This window comes from Priestia abyssalis (genome assembly GCF_002019595.1).
GTDB lineage: Bacteria > Bacillota > Bacilli > Bacillales > Bacillaceae_H > Bacillus_BA > Bacillus_BA abyssalis.
In genome coordinates this window covers 1,430,227-1,451,112 of the sequence record NZ_KV917369.1, presented here as the reverse complement: position 1 = coordinate 1,451,112, position 20,886 = coordinate 1,430,227, and the positions used below count along the sequence as shown (strand labels likewise).

General features: G+C 38.8%; 19 protein-coding genes, 2 pseudogenes and 1 other annotated feature (1 of these 22 only partly in view). Of the genes and pseudogenes, 6 read left to right on the top strand and 15 right to left on the bottom strand.

The genetic code is table 11. The features are described 5' to 3' along the window. Positions 1-269: 269 nt before the first annotated feature. From gpsB to BK575_RS06700, 5 genes are all read right to left on the bottom strand, one after another. Positions 270-584, bottom strand: coding sequence for a cell division regulator GpsB (gene gpsB, locus BK575_RS06720; RefSeq protein ID WP_078409541.1), 315 nt, complete (start codon positions 582-584; stop codon positions 270-272). A gap of 106 nt (positions 585-690) precedes the next feature. Continuing rightward, the gene (locus BK575_RS06715) at positions 691-1,236 is read right to left on the bottom strand and encodes an SLOG family protein (RefSeq protein ID WP_078414676.1); all 546 of its coding nucleotides are present in this window, start codon (positions 1,234-1,236) and stop codon (positions 691-693) included. Between the two features lie 60 nt (positions 1,237-1,296). Then, positions 1,297-1,758, bottom strand: coding sequence for a CotD family spore coat protein (locus tag BK575_RS06710; protein WP_078409539.1), 462 nt, complete (start codon positions 1,756-1,758; stop codon positions 1,297-1,299). A gap of 333 nt (positions 1,759-2,091) precedes the next feature. Next, the gene (locus BK575_RS06705) at positions 2,092-3,372 is read right to left on the bottom strand and encodes a ribonuclease H-like domain-containing protein (RefSeq protein WP_078409537.1); all 1,281 of its coding nucleotides are present in this window, start codon (positions 3,370-3,372) and stop codon (positions 2,092-2,094) included. Between the two features lie 78 nt (positions 3,373-3,450). Further along, positions 3,451-5,727: a DEAD/DEAH box helicase gene (locus BK575_RS06700; RefSeq protein WP_078409535.1), complete on the bottom strand. Its 2,277-nt coding sequence runs from the start codon at positions 5,725-5,727 to the stop codon at positions 3,451-3,453. 98 nt (positions 5,728-5,825) lie between these two features. Between BK575_RS06700 and BK575_RS06695 the strand changes: the two genes are divergently transcribed. Then, positions 5,826-6,077: a DNA alkylation repair protein gene (locus tag BK575_RS06695; RefSeq protein ID WP_078409533.1), complete on the top strand. Its 252-nt coding sequence runs from the start codon at positions 5,826-5,828 to the stop codon at positions 6,075-6,077. 24 nt (positions 6,078-6,101) lie between these two features. On the opposite strand, the gene BK575_RS28380 is transcribed toward BK575_RS06695, so the two are convergent. Then, on the bottom strand, positions 6,102-6,239 hold the full coding sequence (locus BK575_RS28380) for a hypothetical protein (protein ID WP_169907608.1): 138 nt from the start codon (positions 6,237-6,239) through the stop codon (positions 6,102-6,104). A gap of 354 nt (positions 6,240-6,593) precedes the next feature. Between BK575_RS28380 and BK575_RS06690 the strand changes: the two genes are divergently transcribed. Further along, on the top strand, positions 6,594-8,315 hold the full coding sequence (locus BK575_RS06690) for a methyl-accepting chemotaxis protein (protein ID WP_235867325.1): 1,722 nt from the start codon (positions 6,594-6,596) through the stop codon (positions 8,313-8,315). Between the two features lie 186 nt (positions 8,316-8,501). Here BK575_RS06690 and BK575_RS06685 read toward each other — a convergent pair whose 3' ends face one another. The 4 genes and pseudogenes from BK575_RS06685 to BK575_RS06670 form a co-directional block, all read right to left on the bottom strand. Then, positions 8,502-9,065, bottom strand: a complete 564-nt coding sequence (locus BK575_RS06685; protein WP_078409531.1) for a GNAT family N-acetyltransferase — start codon at positions 9,063-9,065, stop codon at positions 8,502-8,504. A 103-nt stretch (positions 9,066-9,168) separates the two neighbouring features. Further along, positions 9,169-9,301: pseudogene (locus BK575_RS28960) on the bottom strand (Rrf2 family transcriptional regulator); the annotation flags it as partial. 67 nt (positions 9,302-9,368) lie between these two features. Then, entirely contained in the window at positions 9,369-9,791 is a 423-nt protein-coding gene (locus tag BK575_RS06675; RefSeq protein WP_078409529.1) for a DUF1801 domain-containing protein, read from the bottom strand. Between the two features lie 385 nt (positions 9,792-10,176). Further along, entirely contained in the window at positions 10,177-10,404 is a 228-nt protein-coding gene (locus BK575_RS06670) for a hypothetical protein (protein ID WP_078409527.1), read from the bottom strand. 396 nt (positions 10,405-10,800) lie between these two features. On the opposite strand from BK575_RS06670, the gene BK575_RS06665 reads away from it, so the two are divergent. Then, positions 10,801-11,223: an SET domain-containing protein gene (locus tag BK575_RS06665; protein WP_078409525.1), complete on the top strand. Its 423-nt coding sequence runs from the start codon at positions 10,801-10,803 to the stop codon at positions 11,221-11,223. Between the two features lie 384 nt (positions 11,224-11,607). Beyond that, positions 11,608-12,429 carry an STAS domain-containing protein gene (locus BK575_RS06660; protein ID WP_078409523.1) on the top strand — a complete coding sequence of 274 codons (822 nt, stop codon included), beginning with the start codon at positions 11,608-11,610 and terminating at the stop codon, positions 12,427-12,429. 66 nt (positions 12,430-12,495) lie between these two features. On the opposite strand, the pseudogene BK575_RS06655 reads toward BK575_RS06660, so the two are convergent. After that, positions 12,496-13,094 (bottom strand): annotated as a pseudogene (locus BK575_RS06655) (cell wall hydrolase). Positions 13,095-13,458: 364 nt separating this feature from the next. Here BK575_RS06655 and BK575_RS29305 point away from each other — a divergent pair. Next, positions 13,459-13,590, top strand: coding sequence for a hypothetical protein (locus tag BK575_RS29305; RefSeq protein WP_268877706.1), 132 nt, complete (start codon positions 13,459-13,461; stop codon positions 13,588-13,590). A gap of 144 nt (positions 13,591-13,734) precedes the next feature. Here BK575_RS29305 and BK575_RS06650 read toward each other — a convergent pair whose 3' ends face one another. Together BK575_RS06650 and BK575_RS06645 are read right to left on the bottom strand one after the other, a co-directional pair. Continuing rightward, on the bottom strand, positions 13,735-14,508 hold the full coding sequence (locus tag BK575_RS06650; RefSeq protein WP_078409521.1) for a class I SAM-dependent methyltransferase: 774 nt from the start codon (positions 14,506-14,508) through the stop codon (positions 13,735-13,737). A gap of 251 nt (positions 14,509-14,759) precedes the next feature. After that, positions 14,760-15,536: a 3-hydroxybutyrate dehydrogenase gene (locus tag BK575_RS06645; protein ID WP_078409519.1), complete on the bottom strand. Its 777-nt coding sequence runs from the start codon at positions 15,534-15,536 to the stop codon at positions 14,760-14,762. 727 nt (positions 15,537-16,263) lie between these two features. Here BK575_RS06645 and BK575_RS06640 point away from each other — a divergent pair. Next, positions 16,264-17,217, top strand: a complete 954-nt coding sequence (locus BK575_RS06640; protein ID WP_078409517.1) for a bile acid:sodium symporter family protein — start codon at positions 16,264-16,266, stop codon at positions 17,215-17,217. On the opposite strand, the gene BK575_RS06635 is transcribed toward BK575_RS06640, so the two are convergent. Together BK575_RS06635 and argS are read right to left on the bottom strand one after the other, a co-directional pair. Continuing rightward, positions 17,214-18,539 carry an ATP-binding protein gene (locus BK575_RS06635; protein WP_078409515.1) on the bottom strand — a complete coding sequence of 442 codons (1,326 nt, stop codon included), beginning with the start codon at positions 18,537-18,539 and terminating at the stop codon, positions 17,214-17,216. The genes BK575_RS06640 and BK575_RS06635 overlap by 4 nt on opposite strands. A 387-nt stretch (positions 18,540-18,926) precedes the next feature. After that, positions 18,927-20,621: an arginine--tRNA ligase gene (gene argS / locus BK575_RS06630; protein WP_078409513.1), complete on the bottom strand. Its 1,695-nt coding sequence runs from the start codon at positions 20,619-20,621 to the stop codon at positions 18,927-18,929. A gap of 47 nt (positions 20,622-20,668) precedes the next feature. Further along, positions 20,669-20,886: a binding site (T-box leader), on the bottom strand; it runs 8 nt beyond the window's last position.

Here is a 20,886-nt window from a genome sequence, read left to right as displayed (position 1 = left end):
GGCATCGCTTTTTTTAGTTGTCCAGCTGCGCGAGCTACACCCTACGGTCATTTCGCTCCTTCCGCCGAAACCAAAAAGCGGTTTCTCTGTCAGAAACTATAAATGCCCTATGGGTGTGAACGAGCTCGCTCCACTTTTCTTCTTTGTCCAGCTGCGCGAGCTACACCCTACGGTCATTTCGCTCCTTCCGCCGAAACCAAAAAGCGGTTTCTCTGTCAGAAGCTATAAATGCCCTATGGGTGTGAACGAGCTCGCTCCGCTTTTCTTCTTTACTCATACAACTTGCTGCCAAACACGTGCTTTTCAAGATTGGATAGACGTTTTAAAATATCGAAGTTCGTTGTGCCAGCCGCTGCTTGCTGTGGAGCCGAATAAGAAGGTTTCTTCTGGACGTCCTCCATTTGCTTTTTCAACCGCAAGTTTTCCTGACGCAACTCTTCGATTTCTTGATGGAATGTCTCATAGTCTTTAATAATTCCATCCAAAAATTTGTCTACTTCTTCTTGGCTGTAGCCTCTCATGCTTGTTTTAAAATCTTTTTCCAATATGTCTTTTGCTGTGTAACGAATTTTATCAGAAAGCATTTTACTCACCTCTACACGGTAAACCCATTCTCTCATTATATTTTTTCAAAAATATAAGCAATTGTCAATTTATCTTAACGAAAGGTTTTCGACATTTTTATTTTTTCTACTCGAATTGTCCTTCTTCCACGATTACTTGTAAATCATATGATGTGATCGACACAATCGTGTAGTCTTCTGCCTCGGCTCTCATTTTAGCGGCCTCCAGCATATATTTAGGGCTTCCTTCATGTTCCTCATCATATACGATTAATAAACCGTCGCTTTTTGACACAAAAAATTGAGTTTTCAACCGAAACTGGGCAGGACTTTCATATTTTTTCTTTGTAATACTATCGACGAAATCCGCTTGGCTCAAGATCAAATCATATAACTCCCTGTTCGCTTCATTCCATTTTTCTTCTTGATCGAAAAAAGGAGTAATGACGGCCAGCTGCAGCTGTGGATATTCCATTTGCAAATCGAATACCACTTCGGCTGCCCATAGCTCGACACCAAGCTGGCCGCTTATCATCACCCATTCCAACCCTTCTTCAATCAAGGATATTAAGCGGCGTTGTAACGCTTTTTTTATGTACCCGATGCCTGGATGGTTCCCTTGGAAAATTCCTAGCTCAAACGGTTTGTATCCGGTAATGGCTACTACTTTCAACACGTTAAAACCCCTAACTATGTAGATAGGAACTGACAATAGTCAGTCCCTACCGATAAATTAACGGCAGCAAGGGCCTTTCATGAATGGTTTATTTTCCATTCCCGGCATGTATGCCCCTGCCACTTGGCCTGGCATCATACCTGGTCCTGGCATTCCTCCTGGCATCATACCTGGTCCTGGCATTCCTCCTGGCATCATGCCTGGTCCTGGCATTCCTCCTGGCATCATGCCTGGTCCTGGCATTCCCCCTGGCATCATGCCTGGTCCTGGCATATAAGCGCCGGCTACTCCCGGTGCTGGTCCTGGTCCCATATTAACTTGTTGGCTTGTTACTTGGTTTACAGCTGATTGAGTTTGTGGAAAATAGTGTTGATGCTGAACATTCGTATGATTGACGACAGTTGTGTGCGTCGGATGAACGTGAGGTTGAACTACGTTTGAATGAGTGTGCTGCACACAACACTTAGTAGGATGAACAATCGCTGGCAATACGCATGATGGTCTTGGTCTGCAATGCATTTTTCATTCCCCTTTCTTGTACTTGGTACACTAATAAATTATGAGAAAGGAGGTATACATGTACTAATACAAACACCTATTTTTGCCAACTTTATAGAAACGTGTAATAAGAATTCTTCAAGCCGCTGAAAACAATCATTGTTAAACAAACAAGGGCAAAAAATGAAACGAGAATGATGTTTTTCATGAAACTCTCTCCACCTATTTTATATTTCAAATTTTTAGTCATTACAATGCACTATTTTATCAAGGCATGAATCGCATCACAATATAAAAAGTGAGGTAAAATGAAAATTTCACTATTTCGAAAAATCAGAATTATTTCTAAGATGTTCAATCTGTTTCTTTCATTGCTGTTTGTTGTTTTTGCAGTTTTCTCTTCAGCCTCTCTAACCGCTTTTTCAATTCACGTTCGTGTGCATCATGACGGGTCAACAAACTTTTTCGTATCTCTTCCGCTATCGATGCATAGTGGATGGCTTCATTCAAACTTTTCACCTGATGCTCGTATACTTTCGCAAGTTCGACGGCCGCTTCCATTTTAACCATACCCGTTGCCTGTTGAACGATTTCTTTCCAAAACTCCATCGCCTTTTCCCAATCGCGTTCCCGTTTACATTGAAGCGCAAGCGCCATTTTCGCCCGCAAATGTTCGCTGTCTTTTGTGGCAGCTACAGATTCATACCCTTTAACAGCCGTTTGGCGGTCGCCCAATGCTTCATACCATCTGGCTACTTCAAACCGCTCTTTCGCTGTGGCTTCAAGCGAACTCAACAATTGCTTGGACATATGGATATATAACGTAATTAAAGACAAAATATCATGTTCATTATGCTTGATGACTTCAAAAATGCCTTGCGGCTGTTTGGACTGGACATAATCAAAATAAATCATCGGTGCCAAAAAACCGGGAACATCATTGATTCGATCAATTTGTAACACCTCTTTTTCAACGAGGGACAGTTTCACCGATTCCAGTTTATGCTTCCAAAGCCTTCTCGCTCCGTGCAATAAATCAAAATGACCGAAAGAAGGAAGCTTCGGCAAATGTTCACGGAGTAAAGTGTGACGCGTTTTCACCTGCGGCCAGTCAAACGCTTTGCCGTTGTACGTAACAAGAGTCGTGTAGTCCACACGCTCTAAAAAGCTTTCATAAAAGGCAATTTCTCCGCTTGGATCGGGCAAAAAATGCTGCCTGAGCACGACCTTGTCATCAAACACCTGCGCATAACCAAGCAAAAAGATGGTCGTACCTGCCCCTCCTTTCAATCCCGTCGTTTCTGTATCGAAGAAAAATAAATCGCTGGACTTATACCCGGCCGAAGAAAGCGGGTGTTCCGCCGAGGTATCGCTCCATTCTCCTACAACCTGATGTAATTCTCCGAAGGCATGGATGCCATATTTATGCTTAAGCGGATAGACCACTTCCCGAATCAAACAATAGCCGCCTTCAGCATAATAAGGTACTGCCCCTAATTCATTCCACTCTTTAATAAAAGGAACATCCTCAATTTCTTTCTTCTCTTCCTTTTTTTCCTTTATTTCTTCTGTCGAAACTTGTTTTTTTACATTTAAATGTTGCTTCATTCGCCGCAATTTATTTTTCATTGACATCTTCTCTCACCTATCCGTATGAATACAGGTTTTTTATAGCTAATAGAACAAGGTCATTCTTACCCCGCGTTCCATTCGTTATATAGATTTTGATACAAGAGCTTTTAGTAAGGTCAAAGCGTCTTGTTTTGCTTTTTCGGTTTGAGCTTCCGTTCCAATGCACGAAGGACAGCCGCTCTCGCACGAACACCCTTCAATTAGCAGATGTGTTTCTTTTAATACCTCATCCATCATTACATATACTTTATCGCTTAAGCCAATCCCTCCCGGATAGCGGTCATATAAGAAGATGGTTGGTTTCTCATTATGCACTGCTTTTACTTGCGGAACAACATGCAAATCAGATGGATCACACATCACCATGAGCGGGGCAATAGACTGCAGGGCATGGGCAACGGAGACAAGAGCCTGTTCCATCCGTTCCTTCGAGTTATCAAATAAACGCTCATGAAAGCTAAACCAAACCGCATTTGTATGAAGCTCTTCTTCCGGCAAGGAAATAGGACCTGAACCGATGTTTTCATGGGTCTCAAATTTGATTTTCTTAAAAATGGTCGCCATCGCCGTTACCATGACGTCCCCATACCCCATATCAAAATCTGTTGCTTCCTTGGATTTATCGGTCTCCAACACTTTCAGCTCAACCGCCAGATTTGCATCCGTGAAATAATCGACATCCACTTCTCTGACGAATGCTTTCTTTTCCTCCCAATCGAGTTTTTCCACTTGATATTGAATGCCTTGATGCAAATAAATCGCTTCCTCATGCAGCAGCGTCATCGCACTGAACCGATCCATCTCTCCAATGACTTTCACGTTCGCAACATCCGACTGGTCGATGATCACGACATTTTCCTGTGAAGCAGAACGGAGACTGATGTTATGGGCCGGAAACGCATCGCTCATCCAATACCACTTCTCGCCGCTCAAATGAAGGACTCGTTCCTCCGTTAAAAACTCGAGCACATCTTCTACCTCTACACTGCCAAACATATCGCCTCGTTTAAACGGCAGTTCATAAGCCGCGCATTTGACGTGATCAACTAAAATGACCAAATTATCGGGATTGATTCGAGCCGTTTCCGGATTGCGGTTAAAAAAGTAATCGGGATGCTGGATCATGTACTGATCGAGCGGCCCCGAACTTGCCACCATCACGATGACCGCTTCCCCGTGCCGTCTTCCGGCCCGCCCCGCTTGCTGCCACGCGCTGGCAATACTTCCGGGATAACCCGTCATGATACATACTTGCAGCTGGCCGATATCAACTCCAAGTTCTAACGCATTCGTACTGACGACCCCGAAAATTTCACCTTCACGCAGCCCTTTCTCAATTTCACGCCGCTGTTTCGGCAAATAGCCGCCCCGATAGCCCCGGATGGACTTGGCAGACAGCTGATGCTTCACTAACTCCTGTAAATACGTCAAAATGATTTCAACTCGGACACGGCTCCGTGCAAAGACGATAGTTTGAATTTTATTCTTCAAAAACTCGCTTGCCAGTTTCCTAACCTCTAGTGTCGCACTGCGTCTAATATTAAGGGGCTTATTAACGATGGGCGGATTATAAAAAATGAAATGTTTTCTCCCGGACGGTGCCCCGTTGTTATCAATGAGGACCATTTTTTCTTCTGTCAGCTGTTCAGCCAGCTCTTTCGGGTTAGCAATGGTCGCTGATGTACAGATGAACGTCGGATGGCTTCCATAGTAGGCACAGATACGCTTTAAACGGCGAATCACATTTGCCACATGACTGCCAAATACTCCCCTGTATGTATGCAGTTCATCGACCACTACATATTTTAAGTTTTCAAACAGGGATACCCATTTTGTATGATGCGGCAAAATCGCAGAATGAAGCATATCCGGATTTGTGATCACCACATGTCCAGCTTGTCTTACTTTTTGCCGAATGTTGGCCGGTGTATCGCCGTCATATGTATAGCTATTAATGTGTACACCCATTTCTTCAATGATTTCATTGATTTCACTTTTTTGATCTTGGGCGAGCGCTTTTGTCGGAAATAAATAAAGAGCCCTTGCCTGCTCGTTTTCTAAAATGGTTTGTAAAACGGGCAAATTATAGCAAAGTGTTTTCCCTGAAGCAGTCGGAGTAACCGCAGTAAAACTTTGCTTTTCATAAGCGGTCGAAAAGGCCGTTTCCTGATGAGTGTAAAGAGAACCAATCCCGCGGTTTTCCAATGCTTGTTTTAAGCGTTCATCCATAAAAGAAGGGAACGGGGCAGTTTTTGCTTCCTTCGGTTCAATCGTATGCCAGTGTACAATGTTTTGTCGGTAATTAGGATTGTCTTTCAATACATGGATAACTTCCTGCAAATTTTTACGCACTTTCATTTTCATCACCTAATATCTATTGTAACGAATAAGCGTTCGTTTTCAAACGGTATGATTTAGGAGAAATTGGGGATGGTAATTCATAGGAGGTGTTGGATGTGGCACATGCTTATCTATGTCCAAGCTGCAAAACCAATCGTTCACGTTTTAACATTCTAGAGCAGGTCGCGAAACCAGTCAAAATGGATCCTCGTACCGGAGACATTACAGAGGAGTATACGAACGATAATTTAGATCCATTTCACAATCCTTACCGCGGCCCGGAACGTCGTGTTCAATGTGCAGCCTGCGGCCTAGTGGAAGATGAAAAGATGTTTATTAAACACGCAGAACATAACCGGCTGTCATAAAGGAAACTTCCATCAGCTGGAGTTTTACTGCCCGTTAATGCCGGTAAAAGTAGATGCAGAAGAATCACACGCCTCTTCTGCATCCACTTGAATTTGATTGTTCACAAGCTTTTGCATACTTTCACTAATCGTGAAGTTTCTTCCCCCCAATGCCTGCAGCATTTCCCTTACTAAACATATGTAAGCGATCTAGAGAATTTCCATCGTCTTTGGAAATACGTTTTCATTTCATCGAAAGACATTCACAATTGGTGATTAAGACGACTCGAATCCCCCTTTCAAAGCATGGCCGTTCTTTGGTCAGGTCGAATTTTTTAAATCGATTTATATAAATGGTTAGCAATAAATTCAAAAAGTTTAGTAGATTTCTATTGTAGGTCTATGGTAATCTTTGGTTGATTACTTCAGTTGGCAAGCAATACTTTTAGACTAGACACCTATTAAGGTACCTATTCTTCTGACCAACTTTCATATTATTTAAATTGCAGACATCCTTATGGAAGGAAATGGATTATTATGAAAAAAAGTTTACAAATTAAAATGCTTTTTACCTTCTCCATAATCGTTTTAGCCAGTTGCTTAGTTTTATCTTTTATCAGTTATCATTCTTCTATTAACTTAGTCAAGGATTCGATTAGTAACGTAGCAGGAACTATTGTTCAACAAGCAGCCAAAGTAATTGATATAAAGAAATATGAACAGATTACCCTGAAATCAGGTGAAACAGAGTACTATCATCAATTGAGGGAACAATTAAATGAATTACGTGAGAAAACAGGATTGACTTATTTATATACGATGTCGCGAAAAGAAGTGAATGGAAGTTATGAGTACTACTATATGGTAGATGGAATGCCTAAAGGGGCTGAAGATGCCTCTTCTTTAGGGGACAAAGAAGACATTAGTGATTTCCCTGTATTGGTAAAAACGTTTGAAAAAGAAACGATGCAGGTTGACATGACCTATTCAGAAGAATGGGGCGGAAACGTATCTGCATATGTTCCAATAAAAGCTAAATCCGGTGAAGTCATTGGCATTATTGGAGCAGACCTTGATGCGACCCAAATCTATGAAACAATCCATGCAAACAAACTAAAATTGTCTATCATCACATTAATTATATTACTCATTAGTGCAGGTTTAATTTCCTTCTTTACATACTATTTATTAAAACCTTTAAAAGAATTAACAAACCAAGTGAAAAAAGTAGGAGACGGTAACTTATCTTCAGAGATTCAAATGAATCGGTCAGATGAAATTGGTGTTTTAGCGATCGCCATTAATAAAATGCAACAAAGTCTCCGGGATGTGATTTCCAACATCTCATATGCGGCTGAATCTGTTTCCAGCCAAAGTGAGGAATTGACACAATCATCCAACGAAGTAAAAATAGGAAGCCTGCAAGTGGCCTCAACTATGCAGGAGCTTAGCAGCGGAATGGATTCTCAAGCCAATACTTCAGGAACATTAGCAAAGGAAATGGCTACATTCACCGTTAAAATAAAAGAAGCAAATGAAAACGGGGAAGAGATCACAAATGAATCGAGACAAATTTTAGGACTTGCCGACGAAGGCAGTCAGTTGATGGAAACCTCCATGATACAAATGGTTGTCATCAACGACATTGTAAAAGATGCCGTTCATAAAATTCAAGGTCTGAATCAACAATCGCAAGAAATTTCAAAACTAGTAGATGTGATAAAAGCAATAGCTGACCAAACCAATCTACTTGCTTTAAATGCCGCCATCGAAGCCGCACGGGCGGGTGAATATGGAAAAGGTTTTGCAGTTGTAGCAGATGAAGTGAGAAAACTTGCTGTTCAAGTTACAGACTCTGTGCTTGATATCACAGGAATTGTAGACAACATTCAAACTGAAGCGAAAGATATGGTTCTCTCATTAGAGAATGGATATGAACAGGTGCAAAAAGGCAGTACCCAAATCAGTCTAACAGGAGAAGGTTTTAGAAAAATTAACCATTCGGTGACTAACATGGTTGAGAGAATCACTATTATTTCTAAAAACTTAGAAGAAATAACAACAAATTCAATGAAGATGAATGTATCAATAGATAAAATTGCAACTATCTCTAGGGAGTCGGCCACTGGAGTTGAACAAGCATCCGCTTCCATTCAGCAAACAACTACATCAATGGAGGAAGTTGCAGGAAGCGCCAATCAACTTGCCGAGTTGGCTGAGGATTTAAATAACCAAGTTAGAAAATTTATACTTGAATAGGTAACGCTCTTCCAACAGCCGTCAGAAGTCTTAAATGAATGCACGAGAAAGACCCGTCATGAAAATCCACAATCAAGGATTCAAGGGCGGGTCTTTCAGGAGCATTTGTCATCAGCGGCACTACCCATTCTTAAACGATTATCTTATTAGTAAAGCTATCTGAAATTCTCTCTATTCAAAAGGCAATCACATTCCTAGAGTGCTCAGCATATCCTTAGTGTATCTTCTCCAAATCATATGATCACATCCCTCACCCCAATAATTCTTCAGCAAATAATCAGGCTCTCCAAATTTCTTCTTCCATATCTTCTGGGCATAGGTATATCCGCTATCTAAACAAAATTCTTCGATTCCCCTATTCTGCAAGGTAAGAAACATGGCATTTAAAAGTAAAGTCCCTATACCGCGTCGTTGATAATCTGGATGAACAAACACCGTTCCTACCTCATACAATTCTTTCCATGCTCCCTCTGTACAAATATTAATCAGCTCGCTGGCAGGACCATATTCAATTGTACCGATAACTTTATTACTCTTTTTATCTACAGCTATTAAAAAATAGAAATTATTCCCATTACTATCAAAATCACATTTCAAGTATTTTTTCTTCGTTTCAATTTCATTTTCTATATCATCAAGCAACTCCGATAAACCTTCTCTAGCAAACGTATCTTCAATAACTGCACTAAAAACTTGATTCAGCTCTTCATTGTCCTCAAGTCGGGGTCTCCTTATCTCAACGTTATACACCCAAAATCACTCCCCTCTAACATCTCATTGGCAACTGGCGTATGTCGCTTCCTGTTTTTTCAGGACACAAAATCTTTCATTCTCATGCTTATGATTTTCTATTTCATTTAAAGAGGTGATTCATGACATCTTCAAGAGTTTTACTGTTCAATTCTCTTTCCGTTGCTAATTGAACACTCTCAAACTTTGCATCCAGTGTATCTTGATTTTTTCCCAACCGGACAATCAGGATTCGGTTTATACTAGTGGTTTTTAGAGTAATGGTTAAGTAAATAATTCTTTCATCCGCTTTCTTTAAACACTCTAATTACTCGGGTAGGTTTCTTTCAAAAATATTACCGATTGGTGAATTAACATTTTTAAAACAGCAAGGTCAATATCTGCTACTTTATTGATGTACACACACGCTTTTCCCGCCGTATGTTTTCCAAAGTTCTTTAACAACTCTTCTCGGTTTGTGTCACCGACAGCAAAATACAAGCTAATTTTTGCTTTTCGAGGCGAAAAGCCTACCAGTGGTGCATCGCCTTCGTGACCGGATTCATATTTATAATGGTATGAACCAAATCCAATAATACTCGGTCCCCACATCTTCGCTTCATAACCTGTCGTTTCCGTAAAAATATCTAATAATCTATATGCATCTTCACGTTTTTTCGGGTTTTCCACATTTTCAATAAACTCAATAACACTACTGTCGTTTTCTTTTGTTTTTAATTCGTACATAATGACCACCTCTCCTATTTTTTAGTATAAGTTTAACATTTAAGGATAAGGTTTTACATTTTCCTTTATTAAAACCTCACCCAAGTTAGTGAGATATGGAGGTAGTTACGTTTTAAGAAACTTTCTTATCAACTCATTCCCAAAAAGCAATACGATGGCACAAATGATTAAAAACCACCAACCAAAACCTTTCCAATATGTTGTTGCTATAACGGTAATGACAAAAATGCCATCCTAACTTTACTACCCAATATAAGAACCTCATTTCAGCCCCCCTCCCAAAAGATATTTTCTATAAAGGAAACTTTCATCAGCAGGGGGTCCTTCATTCATTCAAATCTACTTCAACTCCCGTTCGTTCAATAAAAAAATCTAGTACATGTGACTAGATTCTCTTTTTAACCTCTTCTCTTATAGATTCAATCATATTGTCTGATAAATCTGCCGGAATAGATGTATCTTCCTCAAAAACCCAGCTATTAATCATTTCAAGATCTGCTTTTTTAAAAGTAATGCTGTAATCTTTATGTTTGTAAGTAAAATCAGCCGTCACCGATTCTTCTCCATGAAACTCGTCGTCAATAATCATGTGCTTTATTTCATATGGTTTCACGATGCAATCTCCTTTTTGTCATTCTTTTACTATGTATATAGAGTAAACTATATATGGCTGTTTATTCACTTTTTCCAATCCATCTACCCACATTCTCAAACAGAAAAGCAGCCTCATTTAATGAAAGAACGCCATCCACTCATTGAACAGAAGTCTTCGATGCTGAGTTCACCTTAGGGAACATACTCGATTAAATATGGTACCCAAAGTAAGATTTCCTTCACCTAATTGTACTTATTTTTTGATTCTCGGAAAAATATATACGTTAAAACAGTTGCTTTTCCCCTCATTAACTGTCAAGCTTAAAAACGCAGGCTGTTTTCGTAAACATGGCTGCGTTTAGAAAAATGTGAAAAAAGTAAGAAACCTAATAAAAAGAACGTGCAGGTGACCAATATGATTGAGATAAAGACTTCTACCCTCAGTGATGGGGAGTTCAATAGAGGGGTATTTGCCACCCGAGATATAACAAGAGGCGAGCTTATACATAAAGCTCCCGTCATCCCTTATCCTAATGAACAGCATGCTTTTATAGAGAAAACGCTGCTTGCTGATTATGTGTTTGAGTATGGTAAAAATCACACTGCTGTCCTCTTAGGATATGGTATGTTGTTCAACCATTCATATAAGCCTAATGCCACTTATGAGATTAACTTTGCGAACCATACGTTTGACTTCTATGCCTATAAAGATATAAAAGCGGGAGAAGAAATACTCATCAACTATAACGGTGATGTTGATGACAAAGATCCGCTATGGTTCAATAAGGACGAAATCGATAATGGCAGTAATGGAACAATGAAGTATGCATCCGAATAATCGGGTGCTTTTTTTTAGATAATCTTCATATAAGCCTTCGGCAAGAGCCCGCAAGGGACATTGCCGAAGGCTTATGCTTAAAGATTTTAGCATGGGCGCTTTTTGCCCATGTTAAATTATTTATGTGGATTTATATACTCCACTTCATAACTCGACACGCTTCATTCCATCGAAAGGGATTCACAATCGGGGGATCCAGACAACTTGAATTTGCCCTCAAGGGTCTAGAAAATTGGGCATGGCCGTTCTTTAGTCATGTTGAATTTTCTAAAAGGATCTATATAATACATTTAAAAGCTAATTTTTTTAACTGGATGGTTTAGACAATACATATAAAGGGTATTAAAATATTTGGGGAAGTATATATGAAAGGGGATTATATATATGGAATTCATTTTTGAAGATTCATTTAATATAAAAAATTTCATTGAACAAAATAAACAACTATTTGAAGATACATTACTACAAGAGGCCGTTAATGTAAAAGATAAAATCCATGATATTCTAACAGTCGGCAATATTGACCTCGTAAATAATGCCCATAAGCTCGTTGTTTATATCATTGATGAGAGAGAACAAGAACTTCAAGCTTTTGCGAAGCAAGAGGGTATAGCTTGGGCGACACATTCACTTGCATTATCATTTAAATTAGAGTGGGTCCAAGCCATTCGCAGAACCTTATGGAACTTCATAAAAAAGTATTACGAGTTAAAAAAGCTTACTAATATTGAAGATTTTTTTCTACTGGAACAACAAATAAATAATCAAGTAGATCAATTTTTAAATGTTTTTTTTATTAATTATTCTACATACAAGGATTCATTAATAACGGCTCAAAGACAATTAGTGGAAAATCTATCCGTTCCTATTATTCCAATCACTCCTTCTATCTGTATTTTGCCTTTGATTGGTTCAATTGACTCGTTTCGAACGGCCATCCTGGAGGAAAAAGTTTTAACAGAGATTGGAAGATTGCGTATTCAAACATTAATTATGGATTTATCCGGAATTGCAGATATGGAGAACGAAGTAATCGACCATTTAATGAAAATTATTGATGGAACTTCACTAATGGGGTGTAACACCGTCATTACAGGGTTACGAGCGGAAGTTGTAAGAAAAATGATACACTTTGGAGCCCATTTTGATAAAAAGACAAAAACATTCGGAACATTACAACAAGCATTAAAGGAATATTTAATATAGTAAATAAGCAGAAAGCTGAGGAACATAAAAAGAACTCGCAAATGCGAATCCTTTTTATGTTCCTTATTATTTTGCAAATACATGGTTGCCAATAACAGTTGTTACAGGGCGAGACTTAATCCATTGGCTTTGAGCAGTTTTCGGATTATAGAAAAATAATGAACCGCTTCCCAATCCCTTCATGGCAATGGCTTCATTTACTGCACGTTTAGATTCTGCAGATGCAGATTGGTTAATTGCACCGTTTTGAACAGGTGTGAAAGCATAATGTCCATTCGAAATTTGATAGATAACACTTTTTACCGTATTAGGGAAATCTTTAGATTCTACACGATTTAGCACAACCGTAGCTACGGCTACTTTCCCAGCATACGATTCGCCTTTCGCTTCCGCATTAACTAAACGCGCAAGCAAATCTTTTTCATATGTCGTTAACGGAGACGTCGGAATGGTTATATTTTCACCAATATAGAGCATGTCATTTTTTTATTATTTACTTTTTTAATTTCAGTCACGGGAACGCCATACTTATTTGCGAAACCCCAAATAGATTCACCCTGTTGAACTTTCTCGATAGTAGATGCTTCTGCAACCCCTTGAGCAGCCATAAATGTAAAAGCAGCAGCGGCAGTTGTTAACCATTTTTTCATATTATGTAATTTCATCATTTCGTACCTCCAAAAATATTATCTGAAAATACGATAACATATGAATCTATTAAAATCAGTAACAAAGAATGTAACAATATTTTAGAGATGTTAACTATATTACAGGTATATTACAAATAAAAGATATTATCAAGAGATAATGCTTTTTCACATAAGAAGACTTCCCTTATCTAACAAGGAATTTCACCAACTTTTTAATTTAAATGGCAGGTGACTTTATTGAAAAAGAAAAATGAAAAATGGATGAAATTACCGAGTGGAAAACATTTCTTTCATCTGGAGGAATAGCTGGAAATGGCAAAGGCAGGTATAATAAGAGTGTACCGAACATAATCGGGCATTGAAGGGAGGGTGACTTTCCATGAAAAATCGTGAGAAAAGGCGAAAAAAGAAGCTTGAAACGTTAAAAGACTTCTTAAAAAACAAGCTAAAAAACTGGAAGCCTAAGCCTGGCAAAGCACCTGTGTCCAACCACCATAAACTGGCGGCTTAAAAAAGAACATTCTATACGAAATCGGATGGATCCCCTGCAAGCAACAACAAAAGCTTCTGCCAGCAGGGGATTTTTTACACTTAACATGTTATCCCATGCAAAAGGAAGATCCGCAGTGAGCAACAGTCCATTTAAAATGGCGTTTCACCCTTCTTTTCTAGCCGCCAAGAGCATGGTTTCCCCTTGAAAAGATTGAACTTGATTCCTTTCTATATGAATGGAAAAAAATTCGATTATATGCGAGGGAACAGATGTCATATATGTGTTTAATTCCAATTTACCGCTTTCTGAAAGTCCCATCATCTCACACCATCCATCAAATATAAATTTCTTTTTAAAAACAATGAAACTTTCAATCCGAAATCTATTTTTCTCCAGCAACGAAATCCATTCTGTTTTTTTATGCGCCCGATAATGACTCGGATCTCTTTTTTTCTCAATATCATTATAAAATTGATCATATTCATCTAATTCCGCTGCTACATTATCCACCAGCAGAAACAAACCGCCTTTTTGTAATACTCGTTCTGTTTCTCTTACAAAATTCTCTACCTTTGGGAAATGGTGAGGGGCAATTCTGCATGTGACCGTATCAAAAGTCTGATCTGAAAATGGCAATGCTTGAGCATCTCCTTGTACAAATGAGACATTTTCATGGCCATTTTTTCTGATAAAATCTTTTGCTTTTTCTAACATCTCAGGCAATAAATCAAACGCGATTACTTTCTCGAATAAAGGAGCCAGTTTATTGGCAACATGTCCCCCGCCAGTCGCAATATCCAGCAGATACCTATTCTGGTTTTCTTGGACCATCTCTAAAAGGATATTCAAGTCTTTTCCTTTGGCATGGCCTTTGCTTGTTACATATTTTCCGGCGTTCTTTCCGAACTGGCTTGCGACAATCTCTTTATTGTCCATCTTATTCCTCCATTTCCACTTTTATCTCTTATTGGGCAGTATGGCCCCCACCGATGGAATTTCCCTTTATAAAATCACACATTTACGCCCTTTTCTATATAACGTATTCAAACAAGAAAGCGAGAATGAATATAAGCATTAGAAAAGAGAAACGAGTTCATGCAGGAGGATAACAAGAAAAAGCCAAGCGCTTTATTAACACTTAGCTTTTCTCATCAATCATCGAGGAATTTTCCCAAAGACGTCATCTATTATTGAGCCGTATAACCGCCATCCATGACAACGGCTTGTCCTGTTACGCCTTTTGCTTTATTGCTTGCCAAGAAAATGGCATAATCTGCGATTTCACTTACATCTAATAATCGTTTTTGCGGAACTAATGGATAGATCACTTCTTCAAGTACACTCTCCAATGCGACATTTCTTGTTTTCGCTAAATCTTCCAATTGGCCGCGTACTAAAGGAGTATCTACATATCCCGGGCATAAAGCATTCACTGTAATCCCGTGCGCTGCTCCTTCTAACGCCGCTACCTTCGTTAATCCGATTACCCCATGCTTTGCGCTGTTATAGGCCGCTTTTCCGGCAAAACCGATTAAACCGTTAATAGACGCCACATTAATGATGCGGCCGTAGCCTTGTTTTTTCATAATAGGAAAAGCATGTTTAATCGCCATAAAAGGAGCCGTCAGCATAATTTTGATCATCAGCTCAAATTTTTCTGTCGGGAATTCTTCAATCGGAGAAACGTGCTGTAACCCAGCATTATTAATGACAACATGCAGTCCACCGAAATGTTCATTCGCTGTTTCGATTAAATGTTTAATGTCCTCTTCTTTTGTCACATCGGCTTTTACACCCACTGCCTCATAGCCCAGCTTTTTAAGCTCTTCAGCTGCCGCTTCTACACCTTCTTGATTAATATCAGACAGGACGATTTTGGCACCGCTTTCAGCGAAGTGTTTCCCAATCTCGAATCCAATTCCTCTTGCAGAACCTGTAATAACAACCACTTGCCCTTGTACCATTTATACTACCTCCCCTTGAATTTAATCCGATAGCTCATCCTTGGAAACTATTTTTCAACTGTAATAAAGTTGCTCTATGTAATCTTTACCCGCTATATAACTAATCTACTTTATTTACGTCTGTAGGTACAATGAATAAAATTCATAAGAAGTATAGATAAAATCTATAGATATATAAATCCACATAATGAATTTGACATAAGCAAAAAGCGCCTATGTCAAATTCATTACGCATAAGCGGCTGCCAAGCGACATTAAGGGTTCTTGTCAGCCGCTTATACGAGAACCTTTGAGAGCTTATTCAAGATGCAAGGACCCCAAAATCCTAAAGAGGGATCACGGCCAAGGTTATGTTAAAAACTTAAATTGTATTTATATATAGGTCCTATTTAATTTTTTAACATTCGCCATCGCTTTTTGCTCTATTTACGCCTTTCTGTTCTTCTATCTCGAATAAGCCCACAAAGGTCTACATATAAGCCTTCGGCAAGAGCCCGCAAGGGACATTGCCGAAGGCTTATGCGTAAAGATTTTAGCATGGGTGTTCTTTACCCATGTTAAAATCTTTACGTGGATTTATATATGGATTGTTTTAGAAAATCAGCCTTTCCCCTTTTCTAATCTGCCTCTCCTTTAAATTTCTTCTATACTAAAATATGTTATAATAAAACTGAAATTTCAATCATATAACTTCCATAGCTTAAAGCAAGAAAGGAATAGAGAAAAAATGCAGCGATTTAATGAACTTCTTTCAAAAAGACTGCCCCTGCTCATTGTGTTAACCGCATTCGGTACATACCTTTCACCAATTTATTGGAAAGTATCTTCGTGGCTTCCCAGCTTTCTTTTAGGTGTAGTGATTTTTTTTACAGGTCTATCGATGAATATCGAAGCCCTTAAAGAGATTCGAACGAAAAAACGAGAACTCATTTTAGCCACTGTGCTAAAGTGGACACTAACTGTTTTCATCTCTGTTGGGCTGGCATATATGTTTTTCTCATCTAAGCCCGATATTGCAGCCGGCCTCATTCTATCAGGAACTGTGCCCAGTGCGACAGCTGCAACGGTTTATACGTTTTTAGCGGGCGGGAACACATCACTTGTCATTGCCTCCTCATTACTCGATGTAGTCATTAGCCCTATTGTTACACCTTTTTCCATGATGGGAATTTCCAGTGAACAAGTAACGATTTCATTCCTGAGTTTACTGCAATCATTTTTACTTATTGTCATTTTTCCTTTAGCAATCGGCCTATTTTTTCAGCGAATGGCGCCTCAGTCTGCCGCTTATTCAAAATCCATTACGAAACTCGGATCCTCCATCTCCTTGCTGCTAATTGTCCATACCATTACAGGGAGTGGAAAAGAGGCCATTTCCTCCGAAATTACGTTACTCCCTTTGATTGCACTTGCGACGTTCATTCAAGTTACCCTGCCGATGGGGGCTGCTTATTACATCGCTAAAAAATTGAAGGTAAAAGAAGAAGACGCCCGTGCTACCTTATTTCAAGTTGGATTATGCAATACAGCCCTTGCCGCCATTCTAGCTTTTCAGTTTATTGGGGAACTTGGCGTCATTGCCCCCATCCTGAATATGATTTTTAATTTATCTCTCGGGGCGCTTATCGCAAACGTTTTTGCTAAAACGGGCAGCCATCCATTAAATACCGTATCTTCCTAAAAAATCGATAATTGTTTCTTCTTCCCTTCATGATGAAAAACAGATTCACTTTCCTGAGCAGCAGGCAATAGGATGGAAAATTTTGTCCCTTTTCCTTTTTTGCTGTAAACATGTACTTTTCCATTCATCGTTTCAATGATTCGATAAGTGACCATTAGTCCTAACCCTGTTCCTTTATCTTTAGTTGAGTAGAATGGGTTCCCGAGCCTTTCCAGCTCTTCTCTTCTCATTCCCACTCCAGTATCCGTGACATCAACAATGGCGTAATTGTCTCTTTTATAACTATGTATTTGAAGAGTACCACCCTCCGGCATTGCTTCTACCCCGTTTTTCAGTATATTAAGCAAAGCCTGTCCTAATTTTTTTGAGTCTCCTTTGACCATTAACCCGCCTTGTATATCATGGTTAATTTTTACATTTCCCATGATAGCAAAGCCCTCTATGATATTACTAATCTGCTTTACAAGCTCCCCTATTTCAATCGTTTCGTTTTTTTCGATTTGAGGCCTGGCATATGACAGATAATCTTCAATGATAGACTCTGCCCTATCTAACTCATTAATGACCAGTTTCATATAATCTTGATTTTTCTGCTCTATTTCTTCACTATTTAAGAGCTGAATAAATCCGCGAATAACGGTCATCGGATTCCTGATTTCATGAGCGATGGATGCAGCAAGTTCACCTAATACATACATTTTTTCAGCCTGTTCCATCTCTTTTCGAAGCATGAGATTTTCATGCATCATTTCAATTATGTATATGGTTATCCACATGGCTACAACATGCAATAAACAGTACATAACAAAAAATGTTACGGTATCTTTATCAAAAATGACTCCTAAATCTGACATTCTAATATAACTAATGACTGTCACTAGAAAGGAAGCAAAAAATGCTAAACTTAATCCAATTAAAAATTTTTTCCCAATGGTACCTCTTTTGTAGTTGGACATGACAATACCCGCCATACATACGATAATGGAGTAAGCATATATCGTTGTAAAAAATCCATCTCCTCCCAAATAATATCGATACAAAAACAATACGACCGTTAATATTCCCCCTACTAAGTACCCTCCGTATAACATTCCAAGCAGCAGCGGAATGATTCTTAAATCATACACGTACCCAGAGAGCACAGAAAAAGGAAAAGACATGCACAATATAATCGTAAAAGCTGCTAGAAAGGTAATCACGAACTTTCTTTTCTTTTTAATACGGGCAATACCTCTCCTTTGATTTAAAACGATCATAAAGCTCAAAGAAATGGAGCATAAAATTAAAACTATATTTAGGAGCAGCCCTTGAATACCGACCAATTAACTCCCTCCTTCTGTATTAGCTTTCATGTTAAGAGAGATCATTTTTCAAACTTTCAAATAATTATAACATCTTTTTATTATTGTAGGGAGAACGGACTGGCCACAAAAAGATTCCAGCTGTTATCATGAAACGAATTTTTATGGAGTAAAAAACTTATCTTATTGATTATTTGGTTATTGGATTTGTAACTAATATATAGTTCTAAATAGAAAAAAGGATAAGATTTCTTTATAAAATCTCATCCTTTCATTGCAAGAAACTGCTTTTAATAGAATCTGTAAAGCCCTCAACTTTTTGAGGGAGCACTATTAGTTTTTTACACCAAACCAAAAATTTCTTCATACATTTTGAATTCCTGGTGCCATTTTTCTTTTCCATATACCTTACATTTTATTCGGTACTTTTAACCCTAAAATGGAAAGGCCATCTTGAATAATTTCCCCTACAGCTTGGGCTGCCATCAACTTCGTTTTCATCTCTTGCTCATTCTCGACAAGGATACGGTTCTGTTGATAGAACTTATTGAACTGCTTACAAAGGTCCAGCAAATATCTCGCCAAAATAGAAGGTTCATTTTGAGCTGCGGCACGCTCCAGGATAGATGGATACTGGATAACTTCTTTTAACAAACTCCATGTTTCTTTTTGATTTAAATACTGTTCGCTTATAACAGCAAGGTTTTCTATTCCATAGCTTTTCAACGTCGATTTTTCTTTTATACTTTGGATTCGGGCATACGTATACTGTACATAAGGACCTGTATCCCCCTCAAAGTTAAGAGCTTCCTCTAATGAAAAATTCACTTCATTCAGACGATTATGCTTTAAATCTCCAAAGATAATAGCACCGATTCCCATAGCCTGTGCTACTTCTTCTTTATTCTGTAAATGAGGATTTTTCTCTTCAATCAGTTCTTTCGCTCTGTCTACAGCTTCGTTTAACACTTCTTCTAAGGTAATGACACGTCCTCTTCTTGTTGACATTTTCTTACCTTCTAATCTCATTAAACCGAATGGAATATGCTCACAATCTCTTGCCCAAGAGCGGCCCATTTTTTCTAATACACTGAACACTTGTTTAAAGTGTAAAGACTGTTCTGCACCAACTACGTAAACTAAGCGATCTCCCTTAAGCTCATCATGTCTATAAAGAGCTGTTGCGAGGTCTCTTGTTGCGTAAATAGTCGAGCCGTCAGATTTTAGAATCATGCATGGAGGAATCTCTTCTTCATCCAGACGTACCACATAAGCCCCGTCACTTTCTTCTAATAGCCCTTTCTCTGTTAATTCTTCCACCACCGCTCCCATTTTATCGTTATAGAAGCTTTCCCCCAAATAATACTCGAACTCCACACCCAGCTTTTCGTACATTCTTTTAAATTCCTTAAGACTTTCTCTCACGAAGTAATCCCAGAGCTCACGCGCTTCTTTATCCCCTTTTTCCAGTTTGGCAAACCATTTTCTTGCTTCATCTTTTAATGCCGGATCCTTTTCAGCCTCCTCGTGGAATTTAACATAAAGATCAAAAAATCGTCTGATAGGGTCTTGTTGAATGAGTTCTGGATTTCCCCATCTTTTATAGGCTGACATCTGTTTCCCAAACTGAGTTCCCCAGTCTCCCAAGTGGTTGACTCGAACAGGTTCGTAGCCTACTTTTTTATATAGATGATATAAAGCATTTCCAATCATGGTAGATCTTAAGTGCCCAATTCCAAATGGTTTAGCAATATTTGGAGAAGACATATCGATGATAATGCGTTTTCCTTGTCCGACATTAATATGTAAAAAGCTTGGGCTGTAAGCATTAGAAAGCAGTTTTTTCCCATATGTACCTTTATGGAAAAAGAAATTTAAATATGGTCCCATTGCTTTCGTTTCAACATCAGGTATACAAACGTTGTCCGCTAACTCTTGAGCAATCAATTGAGGAGATTTTCTCCACTCTTTTGCAAGAAAGAAACAAGGGAAAGCTACGTCCCCTAATTCCTCATTTGGAGGTATTTCTAAAAGCTCTTGAATTTTTTGTTCCGAAATAGGTACATGTTGACATAACCCCTTCACAATATAATCTTTTAACATTTTTTGCTCCTCCAGTCTTTATTTAAATAAAAAAGCTCCCGCCTCTTCAAAGAGACGAGAATCTTCACTTCCCGCGGTACCACTCTTGTTGCCTATCGATCACGATAAGGCCGCTTGCATCATGATAACGGATGTTCTCCGGGCATTACTTACTTTAGTTTTCAGTAATCCTTTTCATGGGTGCGCTTCCTTAACGATAAAGTTCCGGCTTTCACCATCCCGGATCGCTAAACCTTTACACGGATTAAGTACTCTCCCAATCACC

Excerpts from the sequence above, each read along its gene's own strand:
- BK575_RS28380 (WP_169907608.1), bottom strand. The coding sequence starts at position 6,239 with ATGCTGCAGGCATTGGGGGGAAGAAACTTCACGATTAGTGAAAGTATG.
- BK575_RS06650 (WP_078409521.1), bottom strand. The coding sequence starts at position 14,508 with ATGGACAATAAAGAGATTGTCGCAAGCCAGTTCGGAAAGAACGCCGGA.
- BK575_RS06705 (WP_078409537.1), bottom strand. The coding sequence starts at position 3,372 with ATGTCAATGAAAAATAAATTGCGGCGAATGAAGCAACATTTAAATGTA.
- BK575_RS06665 (WP_078409525.1), top strand. The coding sequence starts at position 10,801 with ATGATTGAGATAAAGACTTCTACCCTCAGTGATGGGGAGTTCAATAGA.
- gpsB (WP_078409541.1), bottom strand. The coding sequence starts at position 584 with ATGCTTTCTGATAAAATTCGTTACACAGCAAAAGACATATTGGAAAAA.
- BK575_RS29305 (WP_268877706.1), top strand. The coding sequence starts at position 13,459 with ATGAAAAATCGTGAGAAAAGGCGAAAAAAGAAGCTTGAAACGTTAAAA.
- BK575_RS06645 (WP_078409519.1), bottom strand. The coding sequence starts at position 15,536 with ATGGTACAAGGGCAAGTGGTTGTTATTACAGGTTCTGCAAGAGGAATT.
- BK575_RS06675 (WP_078409529.1), bottom strand. The coding sequence starts at position 9,791 with ATGTACGAATTAAAAACAAAAGAAAACGACAGTAGTGTTATTGAGTTT.
- BK575_RS06660 (WP_078409523.1), top strand. The coding sequence starts at position 11,608 with ATGGAATTCATTTTTGAAGATTCATTTAATATAAAAAATTTCATTGAA.
- BK575_RS06690 (WP_235867325.1), top strand. The coding sequence starts at position 6,594 with ATGAAAAAAAGTTTACAAATTAAAATGCTTTTTACCTTCTCCATAATC.
- BK575_RS06640 (WP_078409517.1), top strand. The coding sequence starts at position 16,264 with ATGCAGCGATTTAATGAACTTCTTTCAAAAAGACTGCCCCTGCTCATT.
- BK575_RS06700 (WP_078409535.1), bottom strand. The coding sequence starts at position 5,727 with ATGAAAGTGCGTAAAAATTTGCAGGAAGTTATCCATGTATTGAAAGAC.
- BK575_RS06710 (WP_078409539.1), bottom strand. The coding sequence starts at position 1,758 with ATGCATTGCAGACCAAGACCATCATGCGTATTGCCAGCGATTGTTCAT.
- argS (WP_078409513.1), bottom strand. The coding sequence starts at position 20,621 with ATGTTAAAAGATTATATTGTGAAGGGGTTATGTCAACATGTACCTATT.